This window comes from Burkholderia ambifaria AMMD, assembly GCF_000203915.1.
Taxonomy (GTDB): Bacteria; Pseudomonadota; Gammaproteobacteria; order Burkholderiales; family Burkholderiaceae; genus Burkholderia; species Burkholderia ambifaria.
The window spans coordinates 426,327-443,226 of record NC_008391.1 but is presented as its reverse complement, the minus strand read 5'-3'; the positions used below and the strand labels follow the sequence as shown (position 1 = coordinate 443,226).

At 66.8% G+C, this 16,900-nt stretch carries 16 protein-coding genes; 2 read left to right on the top strand and 14 right to left on the bottom strand.

All coding sequences use genetic code 11. The features are described from left to right. Window position 1 precedes the first annotated feature (1 nt). The 12 genes from BAMB_RS18160 to BAMB_RS18105 are packed head-to-tail and all read right to left on the bottom strand — an operon-like array spanning window position 2 to window position 12,323. Window positions 2-1,189, bottom strand: a complete 1,188-nt coding sequence (locus BAMB_RS18160) for a beta-ketoacyl-[acyl-carrier-protein] synthase family protein (protein WP_011658628.1) — start codon at window positions 1,187-1,189, stop codon at window positions 2-4. Then, window positions 1,186-3,597, bottom strand: coding sequence for an MMPL family transporter (locus BAMB_RS18155; RefSeq protein ID WP_011658627.1), 2,412 nt, complete (start codon window positions 3,595-3,597; stop codon window positions 1,186-1,188). Before BAMB_RS18155 ends, BAMB_RS18160 begins: the two co-directional genes overlap by 4 nt. Next, window positions 3,594-4,271, bottom strand: coding sequence for a LolA family protein (locus tag BAMB_RS18150; RefSeq protein WP_011658626.1), 678 nt, complete (start codon window positions 4,269-4,271; stop codon window positions 3,594-3,596). Before BAMB_RS18150 ends, BAMB_RS18155 begins: the two co-directional genes overlap by 4 nt. After that, the gene (locus BAMB_RS18145) at window positions 4,262-4,690 is read right to left on the bottom strand and encodes an acyl-CoA thioesterase (protein ID WP_011658625.1); all 429 of its coding nucleotides are present in this window, start codon (window positions 4,688-4,690) and stop codon (window positions 4,262-4,264) included. The genes BAMB_RS18150 and BAMB_RS18145 overlap by 10 nt, the downstream gene beginning before the upstream one ends. After that, window positions 4,687-6,309 carry an HAL/PAL/TAL family ammonia-lyase gene (locus BAMB_RS18140; protein WP_011658624.1) on the bottom strand — a complete coding sequence of 541 codons (1,623 nt, stop codon included), beginning with the start codon at window positions 6,307-6,309 and terminating at the stop codon, window positions 4,687-4,689. The genes BAMB_RS18145 and BAMB_RS18140 overlap by 4 nt, the downstream gene beginning before the upstream one ends. Then, window positions 6,296-8,002, bottom strand: coding sequence for a glycosyltransferase family 2 protein (locus tag BAMB_RS18135; RefSeq protein ID WP_011658623.1), 1,707 nt, complete (start codon window positions 8,000-8,002; stop codon window positions 6,296-6,298). Before BAMB_RS18135 ends, BAMB_RS18140 begins: the two co-directional genes overlap by 14 nt. Further along, window positions 7,999-9,690 (bottom strand): ApeI family dehydratase, encoded by a 1,692-nt coding sequence (locus BAMB_RS18130; RefSeq protein ID WP_011658622.1) that lies wholly within the window; start codon window positions 9,688-9,690, stop codon window positions 7,999-8,001. Before BAMB_RS18130 ends, BAMB_RS18135 begins: the two co-directional genes overlap by 4 nt. Then, window positions 9,687-10,328 (bottom strand): COG4648 family protein, encoded by a 642-nt coding sequence (locus BAMB_RS18125; RefSeq protein ID WP_011658621.1) that lies wholly within the window; start codon window positions 10,326-10,328, stop codon window positions 9,687-9,689. The genes BAMB_RS18130 and BAMB_RS18125 overlap by 4 nt, the downstream gene beginning before the upstream one ends. Next, the gene (locus BAMB_RS18120) at window positions 10,325-10,573 is read right to left on the bottom strand and encodes an acyl carrier protein (RefSeq protein WP_011658620.1); all 249 of its coding nucleotides are present in this window, start codon (window positions 10,571-10,573) and stop codon (window positions 10,325-10,327) included. The genes BAMB_RS18125 and BAMB_RS18120 overlap by 4 nt, the downstream gene beginning before the upstream one ends. After that, window positions 10,570-10,875, bottom strand: a complete 306-nt coding sequence (locus BAMB_RS18115) for a phosphopantetheine-binding protein (protein WP_011658619.1) — start codon at window positions 10,873-10,875, stop codon at window positions 10,570-10,572. Before BAMB_RS18115 ends, BAMB_RS18120 begins: the two co-directional genes overlap by 4 nt. Next, window positions 10,850-11,644 (bottom strand): lysophospholipid acyltransferase family protein, encoded by a 795-nt coding sequence (locus tag BAMB_RS18110; RefSeq protein WP_011658618.1) that lies wholly within the window; start codon window positions 11,642-11,644, stop codon window positions 10,850-10,852. The genes BAMB_RS18115 and BAMB_RS18110 overlap by 26 nt, the downstream gene beginning before the upstream one ends. Next, the gene (locus BAMB_RS18105; protein WP_011658617.1) at window positions 11,628-12,323 is read right to left on the bottom strand and encodes a beta-ketoacyl synthase chain length factor; all 696 of its coding nucleotides are present in this window, start codon (window positions 12,321-12,323) and stop codon (window positions 11,628-11,630) included. The genes BAMB_RS18110 and BAMB_RS18105 overlap by 17 nt, the downstream gene beginning before the upstream one ends. Window positions 12,324-12,627: 304 nt before the next feature. Here BAMB_RS18105 and BAMB_RS18100 point away from each other — a divergent pair, with 304 nt between their 5' ends. Continuing rightward, window positions 12,628-13,215: an IMPACT family protein gene (locus BAMB_RS18100; protein ID WP_011658616.1), complete on the top strand. Its 588-nt coding sequence runs from the start codon at window positions 12,628-12,630 to the stop codon at window positions 13,213-13,215. A gap of 196 nt (window positions 13,216-13,411) precedes the next feature. Beyond that, window positions 13,412-13,699 carry an H-NS histone family protein gene (locus BAMB_RS18095; RefSeq protein ID WP_011658615.1) on the top strand — a complete coding sequence of 96 codons (288 nt, stop codon included), beginning with the start codon at window positions 13,412-13,414 and terminating at the stop codon, window positions 13,697-13,699. A gap of 55 nt (window positions 13,700-13,754) precedes the next feature. Here the strand turns inward: BAMB_RS18095 and ppk2 are convergent, their stop codons facing one another. After that, the gene (gene ppk2, locus BAMB_RS18090; RefSeq protein ID WP_011658614.1) at window positions 13,755-14,705 is read right to left on the bottom strand and encodes a polyphosphate kinase 2; all 951 of its coding nucleotides are present in this window, start codon (window positions 14,703-14,705) and stop codon (window positions 13,755-13,757) included. A gap of 263 nt (window positions 14,706-14,968) precedes the next feature. Continuing rightward, window positions 14,969-16,690 (bottom strand): gamma-glutamyltransferase, encoded by a 1,722-nt coding sequence (gene ggt, locus BAMB_RS18085; RefSeq protein ID WP_011658613.1) that lies wholly within the window; start codon window positions 16,688-16,690, stop codon window positions 14,969-14,971. Window positions 16,691-16,900: the final 210 nt, after the last annotated feature.

The window sequence follows — 16,900 nt, the reverse complement described above, 5'->3', positions numbered from 1 at the left end:
GTCAGCCTCCCAGAATCAGGCTGGCATTGCTGCCGCCGAATGCGAACGAATTGCTCATCACGTAGCGTCCTGTTGCAGCGCCGGCCAGACGATGCTCGCGGTCGACCAGGTCGAGCCCCGGCAGCGCCGGGTCGCGCTCGCCGTCCCAGACGTGCGTCGGCAGCGCGATCCCGCGCGCCAGCGTCAGCCAGCCGAATCCAAGCTCGGTCGCGCCCGCCGCGCCGAGCATGTGTCCTGTCAGCGGCTTGGTCCCGCTCGCCGGTACGCCGTGCGGAAAAACCCGTGCCATCACGTTCGCTTCCATCTCGTCGTTCAGCCGCGTCGCCGTCGCGTGCAGGTTCACGTAGCCGACAGCGGACGATGCGACGCCGGCGTCCGCGAGCGCGGCGCGCAGCGCGTCCTCCGCGCCGCAGCCCGCCGGATCCGGCGCCGAGATGTGGTGCGCATCGCTCGACTCGCCGACACCGGCCAGCCGGACCGCCGCTTCATCGCGACTCATCACGAACAGCGCGGCGCCTTCGCCGATAGTGATGCCGTTCCGGTTTCGGCTCATCGGGTTGGTCCGACCCGGGCTGACGGATTCGAGCGACGCGAAGCCCTGCAGCGTCAGCTCGCACAGCGAATCCGCGCCGCCGACGACGACCGCGTCGCACAGCTTCAGCCGCAGCAGGCGGCGCGCGGCCGCGAACGCCTTGGCACTCGATGTGCATGCGGTCGACAACGTATAGGCCGGCCCGGCCACACCCAGCACCGCGCGCACGAACGGCGCCGCCGTGCCGATTTCCATCTGTCGATAATCGAACGCGGCAGGCATCGTGCCCGTCGCGGCACGCTGCGCAAGCGCGTGCTCCGCCGCCTGGATGCCGGACGTGCTCGTTCCGATCACGACACCGATCCGGCGCGGACCGTAACGCGCGATCGCCGCGTCGACGAAGGGTCCGATCTGCGCCAGCGCGGCAAGCAACAGCCGGTTGTTCCTGCAGTCGAAATGCGCGAGCGAGGTGGGCGGCGCGACGTCGAGCGCGGCACGCACGCTCCCGATCCAGCCGCCGGCAACGCCATCGGTACGCGGCGCCATGCCCGGCGCGACGCCGGCGTGCAATGCGTCGACGATTTCGTCGGTGGTTGCGCCGAGCGCGTTGATCATGCCGGGCGCGGACAGGTAGACCGGCGTCAGTCTGGCATTCATGCGCGCCCCTCCTTCGTGGACGGCGTGGCGAGCGGCGCGAACAGCACCGAAAAAACGATGCCCATCGCGAGGGTCGTGCCGAAGCTGCGCAACGCGGGCATCGCGCTCGCGCCGAGCATCCCGAACGACAGCAACGTCGTGGCCGCCGACAGCAGCACGCCGGTCCATACGGCGCCGAGACCGGCCGCGTCCCGCATGCAGCCTTCCCGGAGGAACACCGCGTAGTTGGCGCCCACGCCGAGCACCAGCATCAGCGCGAGCCAATTGAACAGCGTGAGCGGGACGCCCGCATAGCCGAACGCCGCGAGCGTCAACGCGATGGCGAACACGACCGGCAACGTCGTCGCGATACCGCCGCGCATGCCGTATCGCCACATCAGCAGCGCGGCGACCACGATCAGCGCCCCGGCCAGCCACAGGCCGCTGTCGACCCGATAGGCGCCGAACAGGCTCGACACGCTCGCGGCCTTGTCGACCCACGACACGCCCGGCAGCGTGCGCGCCAGCGCCGCGAACGTCGCTGCATTCGCCGCGTCGACCCGTTCCGGAATCGCCAGTGCCGCATCGACGGGGCCGGTGGCGCCGTCGACCCGCCCGAGCCACAGATGCCTGAACGGGGCCGACCAGCGGGCCGCCAGCCACGTATCGACGGACAGCGTCGCCGGCGCATCGACGGAATACGCGCGAAGCCACGCGTCGGCGACCTCGTCGCGGAAGCCCGCATGCGCCAGCGTCGCACGCAGTGCGGCGGCATCGGCGAACACGTGCGTGCCCAGCACCGCGCGATTGCGTGCCTGCTGCTTCGCCGACGGCACGAACGTCGCGATCGACTGGACGCGGCCGACCCGCTGCTGATCGAGCGCCCCGAGCAGCGCCTCGGAACGCTCGAGCACCTCTTCCTGAGACGCGCCCTGGACGACGAAGAACTGCGCGGTGTTTGCCAGTCCGACCGCCGCGCGGATGTTGCTTTCCTGTCGAGCGAGGCCCGCATCCCGCTGGATCAGCAGATGAATGTCGTCGTCGCTCTTCAGGACGACCCACCCCGGAATCGCAACCAGCGCGACCAGCACGGCGGCGGCCACCGCGCGCCGCCCTGCCAGCAGCGACTGCCAGCCGCTCAGCAGGCGAGCCGCGCAGGAGAATACGCGAGACGGCGCGCTGCGGGGCGGCTGAATCAGCATCAGCGGCAAAAAGCCGGTAACCGCCGCGAACGCGCTGAGGATCCCGACGATCGCAAAGCATGCGATCTGCTTGAGTGCCGGAAACGGCACCCACATCAGGATCGCGTAACCCAGCAGGCTGGTCGCCAGCGCCACCGCGAGTGCCGGCCTGACCGCCGCCGCGCCGCGCCGCGCATCCCATTGCCGCCCGGCGGAAAGGTATGCGACGAAATACTGGATCGAATAGTCGACGGCCTCGCCGATCAGGCTCACGCCGAACACCAGCGTCAGCAGGTGCAGCTTGCCGAATACCAACAGCGTCGCGGCCAGCGCGCACACGATGCCGAATGCCGTCGACGCAAACGCGAGCACCAGCAGGCGCGGCGACCGGAACACGCTCATCAGCAGCAGCGCGATGCCGGCCAGCGACACCGCGCCGATCACGTGCACGTCGCGCTCGGCACTGGCGCGCGCCGCTTCCGCATAGAACACGGCGCCGGCCCGGTCGACGCGAACGCCGCGAAAGTCGGCCGCGAGGGCGCGTTCCGCATCGGCAGTCGCGACGCGCACCGCGTGCTGGACACCGGATTCATAGGCCGACCCTGCCAGCGACGTCATCACGAGCACGCCAGTGGCACCGGCGCGATGCGACACCAGCACGCCGTCTTCGAGCGACAGGTTCGATGCCGCGAGCGGCAGCTCGCCGAGCCAGTGCTGCAGCCAGCCAAACGGATCGTCTGCCACCGCAGTCTGCAGACCGTCGACGGGCGGCGCGTAGAGCCGCCGGACAAGGCGTTCGCCGAGCGCGGCGTCACCTTGTTCGAGCGACCGGCGATCCGCGTCCGTCAGTAGACCGAAACGGGCCGGCAGGTAGGTCGCCGCGATCTGCGACAGGTCGAACGGCGGCACTTCGACCGTCACCGAACGAAATGCCCCGCTCGCCGCGAGCCGCGCGCCAAACTGCTTCGCGGCGGACTTCGCACGGTCGGCGTCCCGATCGGTGACCAGATAGACGGTGCGATTGCCGAGCACATCGCCGAGCACGTCGACGGCTCGTTCGGCAACCGGATTCGCTTCGGTGGCCGGCAGCAATGCAAGCAGATTCGTCTGCAATGGTGCGGGCCCGCTGAAGCGCCACACGATGAACGCGATCGCAACCAGCGCGACGGTCAGCCATGCGGCGCACAGCACGCGCCGCCGGCCGCGGTCGCCCGATGCGTCGATCGCGTCGCGCGCCGTATTCATCATCGTGCCTCCAGCCAACCGCGCTCGATGGGCGCGGGCGCATCGACCGGCGTCGGCCGCACGAACTCGAGCACGGTCACGTTGCCGTTCGCAAACGTCATGTCGAGCTTGCCGAGATAGGCACCGCCGCTCATTTCGAGCACGCGGATCGCCTGTGCGAGCTGCGGCTGGTTCGGCCGCAACACCATCCGCCACCGTTCCGGCGTGCCGCTCGCTTCGACGTCGAATTGCGCATACAGCGCCGACAGGTCGCCGCCGAGCACGTCGCGCATCATGCGCGACACTTGCGCGACGCCGCGGCCACCGCCGCCCGGCGCGACGAGGCGTCCGTCCGCCCCGACCTCACGCATGCCGCCGTCGGTAATCACATAAGTGGCCTTGTACGGTGTGTCGATGCGCCAGACGACGCCCGACCTGCGATCGAACAACATCGATCCCGTGCTGACGAGCGGCTGCTTCATCGCCGACAGCGTCTGTGTCTGCCGAAAATCCGAGCGAATCGCACCCACTCTTGCCAGCCGCGCCGCGACATCGGCAACGAGCGCGGCGTTCGCCGGCCGGGCCGCCGCTGCGGCCGCGGCCGGCGTCGGAGCGGCCGCCAGCTCGCCGCCGGCGAGCATCATCCATGCGCCGAGCATCGTCGCCGCAAACCGTCGGTAGCGCAGCGTCAGGCCCATTGCGCACGCACCCTTTCGATCAAGGCAGGCGGCGACACGAACTGCAGTTCGCGCGTCGTCGCATCGATCGCAAGTTGCACCGTATAGCCCTTCGTCAAACGCTCGCCGGAGGCAGCGTCGACGATTTCGTAACCGATCTTCAGCCGGTTCTCGAATTCGAGGAGCGTCGCGCGCACGTCGAGCTGCTGGCTGTAATGGGCCGGGCGAACGTATTTCAGATGCGCCTCCACCACGGGCCACACATAGCCCGACGCCAGCATCGCCGGATAGTCGTAGTCGATCATCCGCAGCAGTGCGGCGCGGCTGCTTTCGAAGTACTTCAGGTAATGCCCGTGCCAGCAGACGTTCATTGCGTCGACATCGTGGAACAGCACCTCGACGCGTGCGGTCGCGGTGAGCGGCGGACGGTTCTCGTTCATGCCGCCTCCCCGCGCCGGCATGCGCCGAACGATCCGCCGATCGGCTCGCCAATCGGCTCGCAGGCTGCCAGGCGCGCGGTCAACGCGCGCAGCTCCGCTTCGAGCGGCCGGTCCTCGACCACCAGCGGCGAGTGGCGACCCACATCGTCGATGAACGCGCGCAGCGCGGGCGAAAGCTGCGTGCGCGGGTCGTCGCGCAGCCGCAGACGGACGGCCTGCACGGTCGCAAGCACGTGCGCCGCGGCGACCTGCTCGGTCAGCGCCAGCACGCGCAGGCAATCGCGTGCGGCGATCGTTCCCATGCTGACCTTGTCCTGGTTGTGCGACTCCGTCGAGCGCGAGAACACGCTCGCCGGCATCGTGTGCTTCAGCGCCTCCGCCGTCCATGCGGACGACGAGATCTGCACGGCCTTGAACCCGTGGTTGATCGCGGCACGTTCTCCGGTCGCCCCCGTCAGGTTGCGCGGCAGTCCGTTGCTGAACTTGTCGTCGACTAGCAGCGCGAGCTGGCGATCCATCAGATCCGCGAGGTTCGCCACAGCGGTCTTCAGCGCATCCATCGCGAATGCGATATGGCCGCCGTAGAAATTGCCGCCGTGCAGCACGCACCCTTCGTCCGGATCGATCAGCGGATTGTCGTTCGCGCTGTTCAGTTCGTTCTCGATATCGCGACGCATCCACGACAACGCGTCGCGCGCCACGCCGATCACGTGCGGCGCGCACCGGACCGAATAGCGATCCTGCAAGCGCCGGCCCGGCGATTCGTCGCGCCCGGCCAGGTCGGCGCGTATCCATGCGGCCGCCTCGCCCTGCCCCGCATGCGGCTTCGCGTCGAACAAGCGCGCATCGAAGTGCCCGGCCCGTCCGTCGAGCGCGACCGTCGTCAACGCCGTCAGGCGGGCAGCCATCGACGTCAGGTGCTCGGCACGCGCAAACGCGAGGCAGGCCAGCCCCGTCATGACCGCCGTGCCGTTCATCAGCGCCAGCCCTTCCTTCGGCGCAAGCGTGAGCGGCGCGCGATCGATCGCGCGCCATACGTCCCGCGCGTCGCGCTCGTCGCCGGCGAACGATACGGTGCGCTCGCCGACCAGCGCCGCGGCGACGTAGGACAGCGGTGTCAGGTCGCCGCTCGCGCCGACCGAGCCTTCCGATGGAATGCGCGGCAGGATGCGGTGATTCACCAGATCGGCCAGCCGCTCCAGCAACGTGAACCGCACGCCCGAGTAACCGAACGCGAGCGAATTGAGCCGCGCGACGATGATGGACAACGTCTGCGTCGCGTCGAACCAGTCGCCCATCCCGCATCCGTGATAACGGGTCAGTTGCAGCGGCAGCGCTTCGACGAGCGACGGCGGCACCTCGACCACGCACGCGTCGCCATATCCGGTCGTGACACCGTACAGCGTGCCGCCGTTCGCGAGATAGTCGCGCAGCCAGGTTGCGCCGCGCTCGATCCGCGAGCGCCACGCGCTCGCCGCATTCAGCGCGACAGGCGCACCATCGCGGGCGATCGCGACGACGTCCTCGATCGTCAGATGCCGGTCGCCGATCACGACGGCCGGCCGGCTCGCGTGCGCCGCGGCGGTGGCCGGGACGTTCTTCATGTCATGCTCGGCCACGCGGACCTCCATCGGGCCGCGCCCAGAAATCGAAGAAGTTGAACCATTGATAGGGAGCCTTGCGGCAATAGTGTTCGAGCCGCGCGGCATAGCGCTGCGCCCATTGCGCGACGTGACTCGCGCGCTCGCGGCGCGGCAGTTCGATTCGGTCTGCGAACGACTCGAAATAGAGCCGGTAGCCGCGCTGCTCCTTCAGGCAGAAGAACAGGTAGACCGGACAGCCAAGCGCATGGGCGAGGATGTACGGGCCCTGCGCGAACGGGGCCTGCGCGTCGAGAAAACGGGCGTCGACCGTTTTCCCCGAATCATGCGGCGGCACGCGGTCGCCGACGATCACGAGCAGCTCGCCCGCATCGATCCGCGACTGCATCATCATCGCCGTATCCGGCCCGAAGTCCGATACCTCGACGAGTTGCTTGCCGAATGCCTGGTTCGCGCCGGCCAGCACACCCGTAAAGCGCTTCGCGTGTTCGGTATAGACGATCGCCGTCACCTTCGTGTGCGCATCGCGCAGCGCAAGCGCGCGTGTCATCTCGAGGTTGCCCAGATGCGCGCCGATCACGAGCGCACCGCGCCCGCTCGCGGCGAGCGCATCGAATGCAGATGAATCGTCGAAGCGCACGTCGAGTTCGTCGAGACGGCCGGACCATGCGACGAACTTATCGAATCCCGCCTGCGCAAAGGCAAGCATGTGCCGATACGCACTGCGCCATCCCGGCTTCGGCACGGCCGCCGCTTGCGCGTCGCGCAGGCGCGCGATGTACGCATGCGACGCGGTGCGCGCCGTGCGGTTCGTCAGCACGAAATAGCCGACGATCGGATGCAGCCAGAGCGACGTGAAATCCTTGCCGAACCAGCGGCAGCTCAGGGCCAGCAACGCCATGCCGATCCGGCTGCCGCGTTCCGGCATGCGCCACCATGCGCGCGTGCGCGCCGTCGGCGGCGCGGCGCGCCGACCGATGAGCCGGCGCGTCAGCAGCATCGGCGCGCGCACGAGCATCCCGGCGACGAGCCGCGTGTGGCTCGCGCTGATGCGCACGTTGTCGCGCCAGACGTCGAAATGCGACACGCCGTCGGCCGGGTAGACGACGCGCGTCGCGATCGTCCTGAACGCCAGGCCTCGCCAGTGCAGCCTGACCAGGATCTCGCTGTCGAAAGCCATCCGCGTCGGCATCGATACCGTGTCGATCAGTTCGCAGACGGCATCGACCGGATACAGACGAAACCCGCACATCGCATCGGGAATGTCCAGCGACAGCGTTTCGATCCATACCCACACGTGCGTGAGATAGCGGCCGTACAGACGCGCCTTCGGTACGCTGTCGTCGAAACGTGGCCGCCCGAGAATCACGGCGTCCGGCTCGGCCTGGGCGGCCGCGACGAACTTCGGCACGTCGTCGGCATCGTGCTGGCCATCGGCATCGATCTGGATCGCATGCCGGTATCCCCGTGCGCGCGCGGCACGCATGCCGGCCATGACGGCCGCACCCTTTCCACCGTTGACGGGCAACCGCAGCAACGTCACGGAATCGGCATACTGCGCGGCAAGCGTGGCGAGCACCCGCCGGGTCGGCTCATCGCTGCCATCGTCGACTACCAGAATCGGCAGGCCGTGCACGACCAGGCGCGCCAGCGTGCCCCCGATCGCATCGCGATGGTTGTAGATCGGGATGACGATGCAGGTGTCGCTCATGCCGCCGCCGCGCCGTATACCAGCACGCCCGACGTGCATTCCCGGCCGCCGCACCGGAACGCGAAGCGCGTGTGGCCGCGTACCGGATCATGCGCGAGACGCAGCGCCAGCACGGCGCCGGGCGGCACGGGTGCCTTGAACTTCAGGTGTTCGATCGAACGGATTTCCCGCACGGCCGGCATCTCGCGGCCGGCAAGGCGTGCGGCCCAGTCGATCTGCACGACCCCGGGCAGGATGGGCAGCCCGGGAAAATGCCCGTCGAAATGCGCGAGCGTGGGCGGCACGCGCAGCTCGTAATGCAACGCGTCGTCGCTGCGCCACGACGCGAGCAGCTCGAAGCCCTCCGGCGTGGCCGTAAAGGCCGCCGCCAGCGCGGCAGCGGGCAGCTTCCCGCGCACATCGAACGGCATCGCGTGGCGGAATCGCCAGTAGCGCGGCAAGGCGGCCGCGTCGAAATAGGCGCCGAGCGCATGCCGCAACGTCGTGGCGACGGCAATCCGCCCGTGCTCCGCCAGCGCGTCCCGCCCCGCCGCGCTCAACACCGCGACGACGCCCACGTGTGGCCGCGTCGCGCCGTCGACGACCACCGCGGCCGCCTGCTCGACATACTCGTGCGCGAGTATCCGCGTCTCGAGCTCCGGCAACGACACGCGCTTGCCGTCGAGCTTGATCACGCGATCGCGCCGTCCCGCGAGCGCGAAGCGGCCCAGCGCGTCGAATCGCGCGGTGTCGTCGGTGCGGTGCCAGCGATCGTGGCCGAGATGCGCGGAGCGAACGCACAGTACGCCTTCGTCGTCGCAGCGCACGTCAACGCCCTTCAACGGCTGCCATGCGTGCGAGACGTCCTGACGCCGCCACGCGATACCGCCGGTTTCGGTGCTGCCGAAGATCTCGAGCGGCGCCGCGCCGAACGCGTTCGCATAGGCCGCTGCCGCATCGGCCGGCAGCGGGCCGCCCGACGAGAAGAACGCGCACGGCGCGGGCGCTTGCATCGGAAAACCGGACAACGCGGGCCAGCGCATCAGTTGTGACGGCGTCGAGACCACGACACCGCCGCCGTATTCGACAAGCCGCTGCTGCAGTTGCAACGGCTCGAGCACCGCTGCCCGGTCGAACGCGCGGCCCGCCGCCAACGGCCACAGGATCCTGAACAGCAGTCCGTAGATGTGGTGATGCGGCACGCTCGACAGCGTCACTGCCGCGCCGATCCGGTCGGCCCATTCGCGCTGCAGCGTGCGCACTTCGGCATCGAGCTGCGCGAGCGACTTCCGCACCGGCTTCGCGATGCCGCTGCTGCCGGACGTATAGAGCGTCACTGGGGCCGTCGCGTCAATTGGGCGGACGGAGATGGCAGGTTCGCGCTCCGTGCCGTGCCCGCACGCGGCCAATGCCGGCGCATCCAGCACCAGGTCGTATGCATGGGCCAGATCGCCGAGATAGCCGGGCGCGTTGCTGGCCGGAATCACGATTTCGCCCTGCACCGCCGCGACCGCGAAGAACGCGCACGCGAAGTCGTACGGATCGTCCGTGCAGATCGCGACCCGTCGCGCGCCGCTCGCGTCGAGCGTCCGTGCAATGGCGTCCACGCGCGCACGCCAATCGCCGAGCGTCAGCGCGTCGGCGCCGTCGCGGCAGACTGTCGTTTCGCTATCCGCCGCGGCACACAGCATCTCGTGCAGCGCGATCATGCGACACCCGTGCGCTTTCGTCTGGGAGCGATGACAACGCTGCGCCACAGCCACTCGCCCGCAAGCAACGCACCGATCAGCAGGTACGCGACGAAGCCGTTGTAAAGGGCCCATGATGCACGGCTCCAGTACAACGCCGTGTAGACCGAAAAGCCGCCGTTCACGATGAAGAATACGCACCACACCTGTGTGACGCGCCGCGTGTAGCGGACGATTTCCGGACTCGGCTCGGGATAGGTCGATCGTGCGAATTTTTCGATCATCGTCGGACCGCGCCGCAGCGTCGCGCCGAACGCGACCAGCAAGCCGGCACTCACACATGCAGGATAGAGATGAAGAAGACGTTCGCTGTCCGTCACGGCAATCGCGACGGACAACGCGGTCAATGCACCGGCCACGCACCAGTCGAGCGTCGTGAGCCGCCGCAGCGCCTTCGTGAGCGTGCCCTTGCCGACCGTGCGCTGAAGCCACAGCAATGCGAAGAGCAGGCAACCGACGTAGCGCGGCGACATGCTTTGCCACGCAAACAGGATGACGAGCGGATACGCGACAAACAGCACCGCCCTGGCCGCCACGCTTGCCCAGCGTGGCAAGCCGGTGCCGGTCGTCGCCCGCGTGCCCGTCATCGCCATCGTCATGCGCGCGCGAGCAACGCGTGAACCGCGGCGATGACATCGCCGACGGTGCGCACCGACTTGAATTCCTCGGGCTTGATGCGCTTGCCCGTCATTTCCTGAAGCTTGATGGCCAGATCGACCGCGTCGATGCTGTCCAGGTCGAGCTCTTCGAACAGGTGCGTTTCAGGTGTCACGCGCTCCGGCTCGATCGCGAAATTCTCGTGAAAAATGGCGCGGATGCGCTCCAGGATTTCTGCGTCGGTCACGAGTGACTCCCCTTTTCCAGCACGGCTTCTTGCGATGCCTGATGCGACTGCTGCTCGGCAATGAATGCCGCCAGTGTGTTGATCGACCGAAAATGCGCTTTCGTACGCTCGTCGTTCGCGGCGATCGTCAATTGAAACTTCTTGCGCAGCATGATGCCGACTTCGAGCGCATCGACGGAATCGAGGCCGATTCCGTCGGTCGAGAACAGCGGCGCATCGTCATCGATATCGTCCACCGTCATGTCGCTGAGATCGAGCATCTCGATCAGAAGCTGCTTAATTTGCAGTTTTAAAGTATCCATGCTGAAACAGGCTTTGAGTAATATGCCCTTCCACCTCGCGGGCAATACTGCGAGCGGCAATCGACGGCGACGTCACGTCCGACGCCAGCCGGTTCGGATCCATCGGCTCCAGCACGTCGATGCGCATGCGAAACGCACGAGACGGCACGTGATACCACTGCAGGGTCTTGGTGAATACCGGCGGATCGCAATCGATCAGCACCGGCTGGATCCGGCTGCGCGACTGTAGCGCCATATGCGCGAAGCCGCGCGAGAACGCATGCAGACGATTGTCACCGGGGCTGCGCGTGCCTTCGGGGAAGACGATCATCGTGTAGCCCGCCGCCAGTTGCCGTGCCCCGGCCTCGACGAGACCGACGGCATCGGCATTGCTCACGTATTCGGCTGCACGGACGATGCCCCAGAAACACGGGTTGCCCCAGTGGCCGCGCTTGACCACGCAGCAGGCCTTCGGCGTCAGCGACAGCAGCACCATGACGTCGAGCCAGGTCGGATGATTGGCGACGACGATTGCGGGGCCGCCGTTGGCGAGACGCTCGACGCCGCTCAACTCGAGCTTCATCACGCCCATGCGCTGCAGCAGCGCGACCAGCACGCGGAAGAAATGGTGGATCACGAGCGTCACGCAACGCTGGCGCGAGCGCCGATGCGGCCACAGCGCGCCGACGACGATCGCCAGCACCGAGAACACCGATCCGCAAAACGCAAAGAATGCCAGGCTCATGCCGGTCGCGAACAGGCGCCAGCCGTAGTCAAGCCGCGCGATCATGCCAGCTCCATCGCCAGAATGCGTGTTCGCCACGCCATGACGCCGTCGTGCGCGCCGACAGGCAGCGCAGCACCGCCGCGCTTTGCGTATTCGCCGCGTCGTCGGCAACATGCGTGTCGCTCGCGCCGTCGACCGCCATTTCGCAGCTCAGATAGCCGACAGGCTCATCGGCGCCAAGCAGCACGGCAAGCCCGACACTCTCCGGGTCGTCGTCGATATCGCCGTATACAGCGTCGGCCGGCTCGTGCGCATGGACGAGCAACACCGGCGATGCCGGCGACGTGTCGTATTGGGAAAATGCTTCGAGCAACGCGTAGCCGAGGGTTTCATGGCCGGCCGCGATCGCGGTCGCGGGCGATCGGTCGCGCCTTGCGATCCCGAATATGCCCGTGACCGCATTGAGAACGGAAAGACTGAAGGCCGTCGGAGAGACGGGTTCCGCGGCGCCGATGTCGGAGAGAATGCCGGTGGTGCGCGTCAGTTCGCCATGGCGCGACGCGAATACCATCCGCAACGGATTTTCCGCTCCGGCGCAATCATACGCAGCCTGAAGCGCGAGACGCGACAGCCGGCTCAAGCGGCGACGCACCATCGGATCGAGGGCTTCGACGCCCGGCACCCCCGCGGTCGAAATCGACGTCCATCTGGCGATTGGCATGGTCCAATGCAAATCGGCCATTGTTGTTCTCGTTGAGGTGACTTCTCTTGAGTGTTTTTATATAGCGCCGCCGCGTATCGGGCCGTTGCGCTCCGCTTTCCATGCCGAGTGACCGGCATCCCGGTGCGGCGGAACTGTAACAGGACTGTTACAAAAGATCAACGTTACAGCGTGCGACTTCTCCATTATTTAACTATTTATTAATTTGCCGGAAAGTTGTGCATCGTCGGTTATCCCGACAATCCGTCGTCCCACGTACTTTGTACCGATCCTGCACCCAAATGGCTCATAATGGGCGCGATTCCGAATCCCCTTTTCCCGTTCAATGAGTTATTCGCTCGCCACCGAATACACCCGCGAGCTCGAAATCCGCAAGAGCCGCTTCATCGCACATGCGATCCCCGTCGACGACCGCGACGCCGCGATGCAGGCGCTGCAGCGCCTGCGTGACGCGCACCCCGCGGCCACCCACGTCTGCTGGGCGCTGCTCGCCGGCGGCCAGTCCGGCATGTCGGACGACGGCGAGCCCTCGGGCACCGCCGGCCGGCCGATCCTCGAGGTGCTGCGCCATCACGATCTCGACGGCGTGCTCGGCGCGGTCGTCCGCTATTACGGCGGCGTGAAGCTCGGCGCAGGCGGCCTGGTGCGCGCCTATACGGACGCGATCGCCTCCGCGCTGCTCGACGCCGAGCGCGTCGAACGCATTCGCCACACGCGGTTCGCGATCGAAATCGGCTATCCGGACGAAGCGCGCGTGCGCCGCTGGATCGAGCAGGCGGGTTATGAACTGGCGGACAGTGCGTACGGGATGACGGTGAAGCTCGTGATCAAGCTGCCGGAAACGGCCGAAGGGGCGGCGAAAGCCGAGCTGTTCGACCTGACGCAGGGGCGTTCGGGCTTTCCTGACCTGTGACGCGCTGCCGGCCGCGCCCCCCGCTTCATGACGATCCCCGCCAAAATTCAGATAAGTCCCATAGAAAAACCGCGCACCCAAATTTAATCTCCCTGCATTCCCGGTACGGCGTTGCGCAAACGGCTGGCCGGGCATGGGGCACGCCGCACCTCGCGCGTCGCCGACAATCAGAATTCAGCCAGGGGATATCGGACGCATGCAACTGCAAGAACTGCAAGCCCAACTCGCGGAACTCGATCGACGCATCCAGACGGCACGTCGCCGCGAACGCGATGCGGCACTGGTGCAGGTGCGCCAGCTTGTGAAGGACTATGCGCTGACCGCGCGGGAAATTTTCGGGCAGGGCTACAGCGATCGCGCGAAGCTGTTCACGATCGGCGCGAAATATCGCGATCCGGCGACGGGCGCCACGTGGAGCGGCCGCGGTCGCGAACCCGCGTGGATCGCCGGCCGCGACCGTGCCGCGTTCCTGATCCGGGAATAACGCGCGCCGCGTTGCACGGCGCGCCCCGGCGGTCGGTCCAGCCGACCTGAACCGCTCAATAAACGTCCGGGACGATCATGCTGTCCGGCACCGGACGACGAATGTAGTCCTCGTGATGCTCGCGCTGCGGCAGATCGATCGTCGGGCGCGGCACCTCGTGATACGGCACCTGGGTCAGCAGATGGCTGATGCAGTTCAGGCGCGCGCGCTTCTTGTCGACCGCCTGCACGACCCACCACGGGGCTTCGGGGATATGCGTGCGCTGCAGCATTTCTTCCTTGGCGGCCGTATAGGCTTCCCAGCGGCGGCGGCTCTCCAGGTCCATCGGGCTCAGCTTCCACTGCTTCAGCGGATCCTGGATCCGGTTCTGGAAGCGCACTTCCTGCTCGCGATCGGTGATCGAGAACCAGTACTTGACGATCTGGATGCCGCTACGCGCCAGCATCTTCTCGAATTCGGGTACGGAACGGAAAAATTCCTCGTACTCGTCGTCGGTACAGAAATTCATCACGCGCTCGACGCCCGCGCGGTTGTACCAGCTGCGATCGAACAGCACGATTTCGCCGCCGGCCGGCAGATGCGCGACATAGCGCTGGAAATACCATTGCGTGCGCTCGCGGTTGTTCGGCGCGGGCAGCGCCGCCACGCGGCACACGCGCGGGTTCAGGCGCTGCGTGATGCGCTTGATCGCGCCGCCCTTGCCTGCCGCGTCGCGCCCCTCGAAAATCACGACGAGGCGGTGCCCGGTGCTCACGACCCAGTCCTGCAGCTTCACGAGTTCGCCCTGCAGCCGGAACAGCTCGCGGAAATACTGCTTGCGCGCTTCGCGGCGCTCCGGCGAGAACAGCAGATCCTCGCCGCTATCGAAACGGCGGTCGTCAAGCTCCATTTCGAGTTCTTCGTCGTACGCGTCGACGAGGTCTTCCTCGAAATGGTGCCGGCGCGACTCGCCCGATGCCATATCGGTGAGGTCGTCGGTCTCGGTGCGGGTATCGTTATCTTCCATGGGGCCTCCTTGCTTCAATTGACGCAGCCATACTCCGCCATTATCCCAGCGTCGCGCGTCAAATTGATGAAAAAGGGGGCGAGCGGCTGGGGCGACCGGCTAGGCGACCGGCCGACGTCGACCGTGAGGCGACACGCGCCGGCGCTCGCCACGCGATCCAAACGGGCGCCGCCCGCCGGCACCATGAAAAATGCCGGGCACAAGCCCGGCATCGATTGCCGTCGGCACAACCACCAACGCGGTCGCACCGGCGACCTGCCCCGTCAGCGAATGATCCGCGTGACGCCGCGCCCGCGCGGATCGGCCATCGCCTCCGGCGTCTTGCCGTCGATCTTGATCACCTGGATATCGCCGCTGAAGTCCTGCCCCTTCAGCGTGTAGCCGCGCGCCTCGATCTGCTTCGCGAGCTCGCCTTCGATCGGATGGTACGGCTCCCAGAAGATCGTGTTCGGCGGCAGCAGCTGGTGGTGGAAACGCATCGCGCCGACCGCGTCCTTCAACGGCATCTTGAAGTCGTAGATGTTGTTGATCACCTGGAAGATCGACGTGAAGATGCGCGAGCCGCCCGGCGTGCCGATCACGAGCGATACCTTGCCGTCCTTCGTCATGATGGTCGGCGACATCGACGACAGCGGACGCTTCTTCGGCTCGATCGCGTTCGCATCGCTGCCGACCACGCCGAACATGTTCGCGACGCCCGGCTTCGCGGAGAAGTCGTCCATCTCGTCGTTCAGCACGATACCGGTGCCGTCGGCGATCACGCCCGAACCGAAATAGCCGTTGATTGTGTACGTGTTCGATACCGCGTTGCCCCACTTGTCGACGACCGAGAAGTGCGTCGTTTCGGCCTTCTCCGGCATCGACGTGCCGAGCCCCGGCTGTACGCTCTTCGTGTCCGACGGCTCCTTCGGATTGACCTCGGCCGCACGCTTCGCGATGTACGAGTCGGCGGTGAGCTGCGCGATCGGCACCTTGTAGAAATCGGGATCGCCGAGGTATTGCGCGCGATCGGCGAACACGCGCTTCTCGATTTCCGCGACCAGATGGATGTACTGCGGCGAGTTGAGCGCCACGCCGTCGAAGTCCTTCTTCAGATCGGCCTTCATCTTCAGCAACTGCACGAGGCCGATGCCGCCCGAACTCGGAGGCGGCGCGGTGATCACGTCATAGCCGTTCCACTTCGCCTGCACCGGCTGGCGCCACACCGCGCGGTATTGCGCGAGATCCTCGGTCGTGATCAGCCCGTTGCCGTCGCCGGTCTTCATCGAAGCCGCGATCAGCTCGGCCGTCTTGCCCTTGTAGAAACCTTCCGCGCCGCCGTTCGCGATCCGCGTGAGCACGTCGGCGAGATCGGGCTGCTTGAAGTTCGTGCCCGCCTTCATTCCGGAGAAGTACTTGTCGAAGTTGGTCTTGCCGCCGAACTCCTTCGACGCGTCGACGCCGCGCTGCGCCAGTTGCTCGTCGACCATGAAGCCGTCGCGCGCATAGTGGATCGCCGGCGCGAGCACCTGCTTCCATTTCAGCTTGCCGAAGCGCTTCTGCGCTTCCCACATCCCCGCGACCGTGCCCGGCACGCCGGCCGCGCGCGGGCCGTACAGACTCATGCCCTTGACGACGTTGCCCTCCTTGTCGAGGTACATGTCCTTCGTCGCGGCGAGCGGCGCGCGCTCGCGGTAGTCGATGAAGTACGGCTTGCCGTCCTTGTAGATCGTCATGAAGCCGCCGCCGCCGATGTTGCCGGCCTCCGGATACGTGACGGCAAGCGTGAACGCGATCGCGACGGCCGCGTCGATCGCGTTGCCGCCTTCCTTGAAGATCCGCTCCGCGGCATCCGCGCTGTACTTGTCGGCCACCGCGACTGCCGAACTCGTCAGGACCGCCGGCTGCGGACCCTTCGCATAGGCAGGCGCGTTCGGCAGGAAACCGACGCCGGCCACCGTCGCGAGCACGACGGCGGATGTTTTGAAGCGATTCAGCGTAGTCATTGCATGTCCCCCATGTGGATCTTCTTCAGGCGGGAAAGGCGCCCGATCCGCGCGTATCCGCTGGCTCGCCGGCGGACACCTGCGGCTTCGTAGTATAGGGGGACAAAAAGGGTCGAACACGCCACGCGCGATCCACGCGTGCAAATTGTGGGCAGCGAGGTCACCTACCCGGTAGAAACGGGCGTGCTCATCGGTCGAAATTTCCTGCGC

What these genes read in the sequence shown, in the direction of transcription:
- ppk2 (WP_011658614.1), bottom strand. Translation starts at nt 14,705, where the DNA reads ATGGAAGATAACGATACCCGCACCGAGACCGACGACCTCACCGATATG.
- BAMB_RS18150 (WP_011658626.1), bottom strand. Translation starts at nt 4,271, where the DNA reads ATGGGCCTGACGCTGCGCTACCGACGGTTTGCGGCGACGATGCTCGGC.
- BAMB_RS18135 (WP_011658623.1), bottom strand. Translation starts at nt 8,002, where the DNA reads ATGAGCGACACCTGCATCGTCATCCCGATCTACAACCATCGCGATGCG.
- BAMB_RS18145 (WP_011658625.1), bottom strand. Translation starts at nt 4,690, where the DNA reads ATGAACGAGAACCGTCCGCCGCTCACCGCGACCGCACGCGTCGAGGTG.
- BAMB_RS18125 (WP_011658621.1), bottom strand. Translation starts at nt 10,328, where the DNA reads ATGACGATGGCGATGACGGGCACGCGGGCGACGACCGGCACCGGCTTG.
- BAMB_RS18100 (WP_011658616.1), top strand. Translation starts at nt 12,628, where the DNA reads ATGAGTTATTCGCTCGCCACCGAATACACCCGCGAGCTCGAAATCCGC.
- ggt (WP_011658613.1), bottom strand. Translation starts at nt 16,690, where the DNA reads ATGACTACGCTGAATCGCTTCAAAACATCCGCCGTCGTGCTCGCGACG.
- BAMB_RS18155 (WP_011658627.1), bottom strand. Translation starts at nt 3,597, where the DNA reads ATGATGAATACGGCGCGCGACGCGATCGACGCATCGGGCGACCGCGGC.
- BAMB_RS18105 (WP_011658617.1), bottom strand. Translation starts at nt 12,323, where the DNA reads ATGGCCGATTTGCATTGGACCATGCCAATCGCCAGATGGACGTCGATT.
- BAMB_RS18160 (WP_011658628.1), bottom strand. Translation starts at nt 1,189, where the DNA reads ATGAATGCCAGACTGACGCCGGTCTACCTGTCCGCGCCCGGCATGATC.
- BAMB_RS18115 (WP_011658619.1), bottom strand. Translation starts at nt 10,875, where the DNA reads ATGGATACTTTAAAACTGCAAATTAAGCAGCTTCTGATCGAGATGCTC.
- BAMB_RS18095 (WP_011658615.1), top strand. Translation starts at nt 13,412, where the DNA reads ATGCAACTGCAAGAACTGCAAGCCCAACTCGCGGAACTCGATCGACGC.
- BAMB_RS18110 (WP_011658618.1), bottom strand. Translation starts at nt 11,644, where the DNA reads ATGATCGCGCGGCTTGACTACGGCTGGCGCCTGTTCGCGACCGGCATG.
- BAMB_RS18130 (WP_011658622.1), bottom strand. Translation starts at nt 9,690, where the DNA reads ATGATCGCGCTGCACGAGATGCTGTGTGCCGCGGCGGATAGCGAAACG.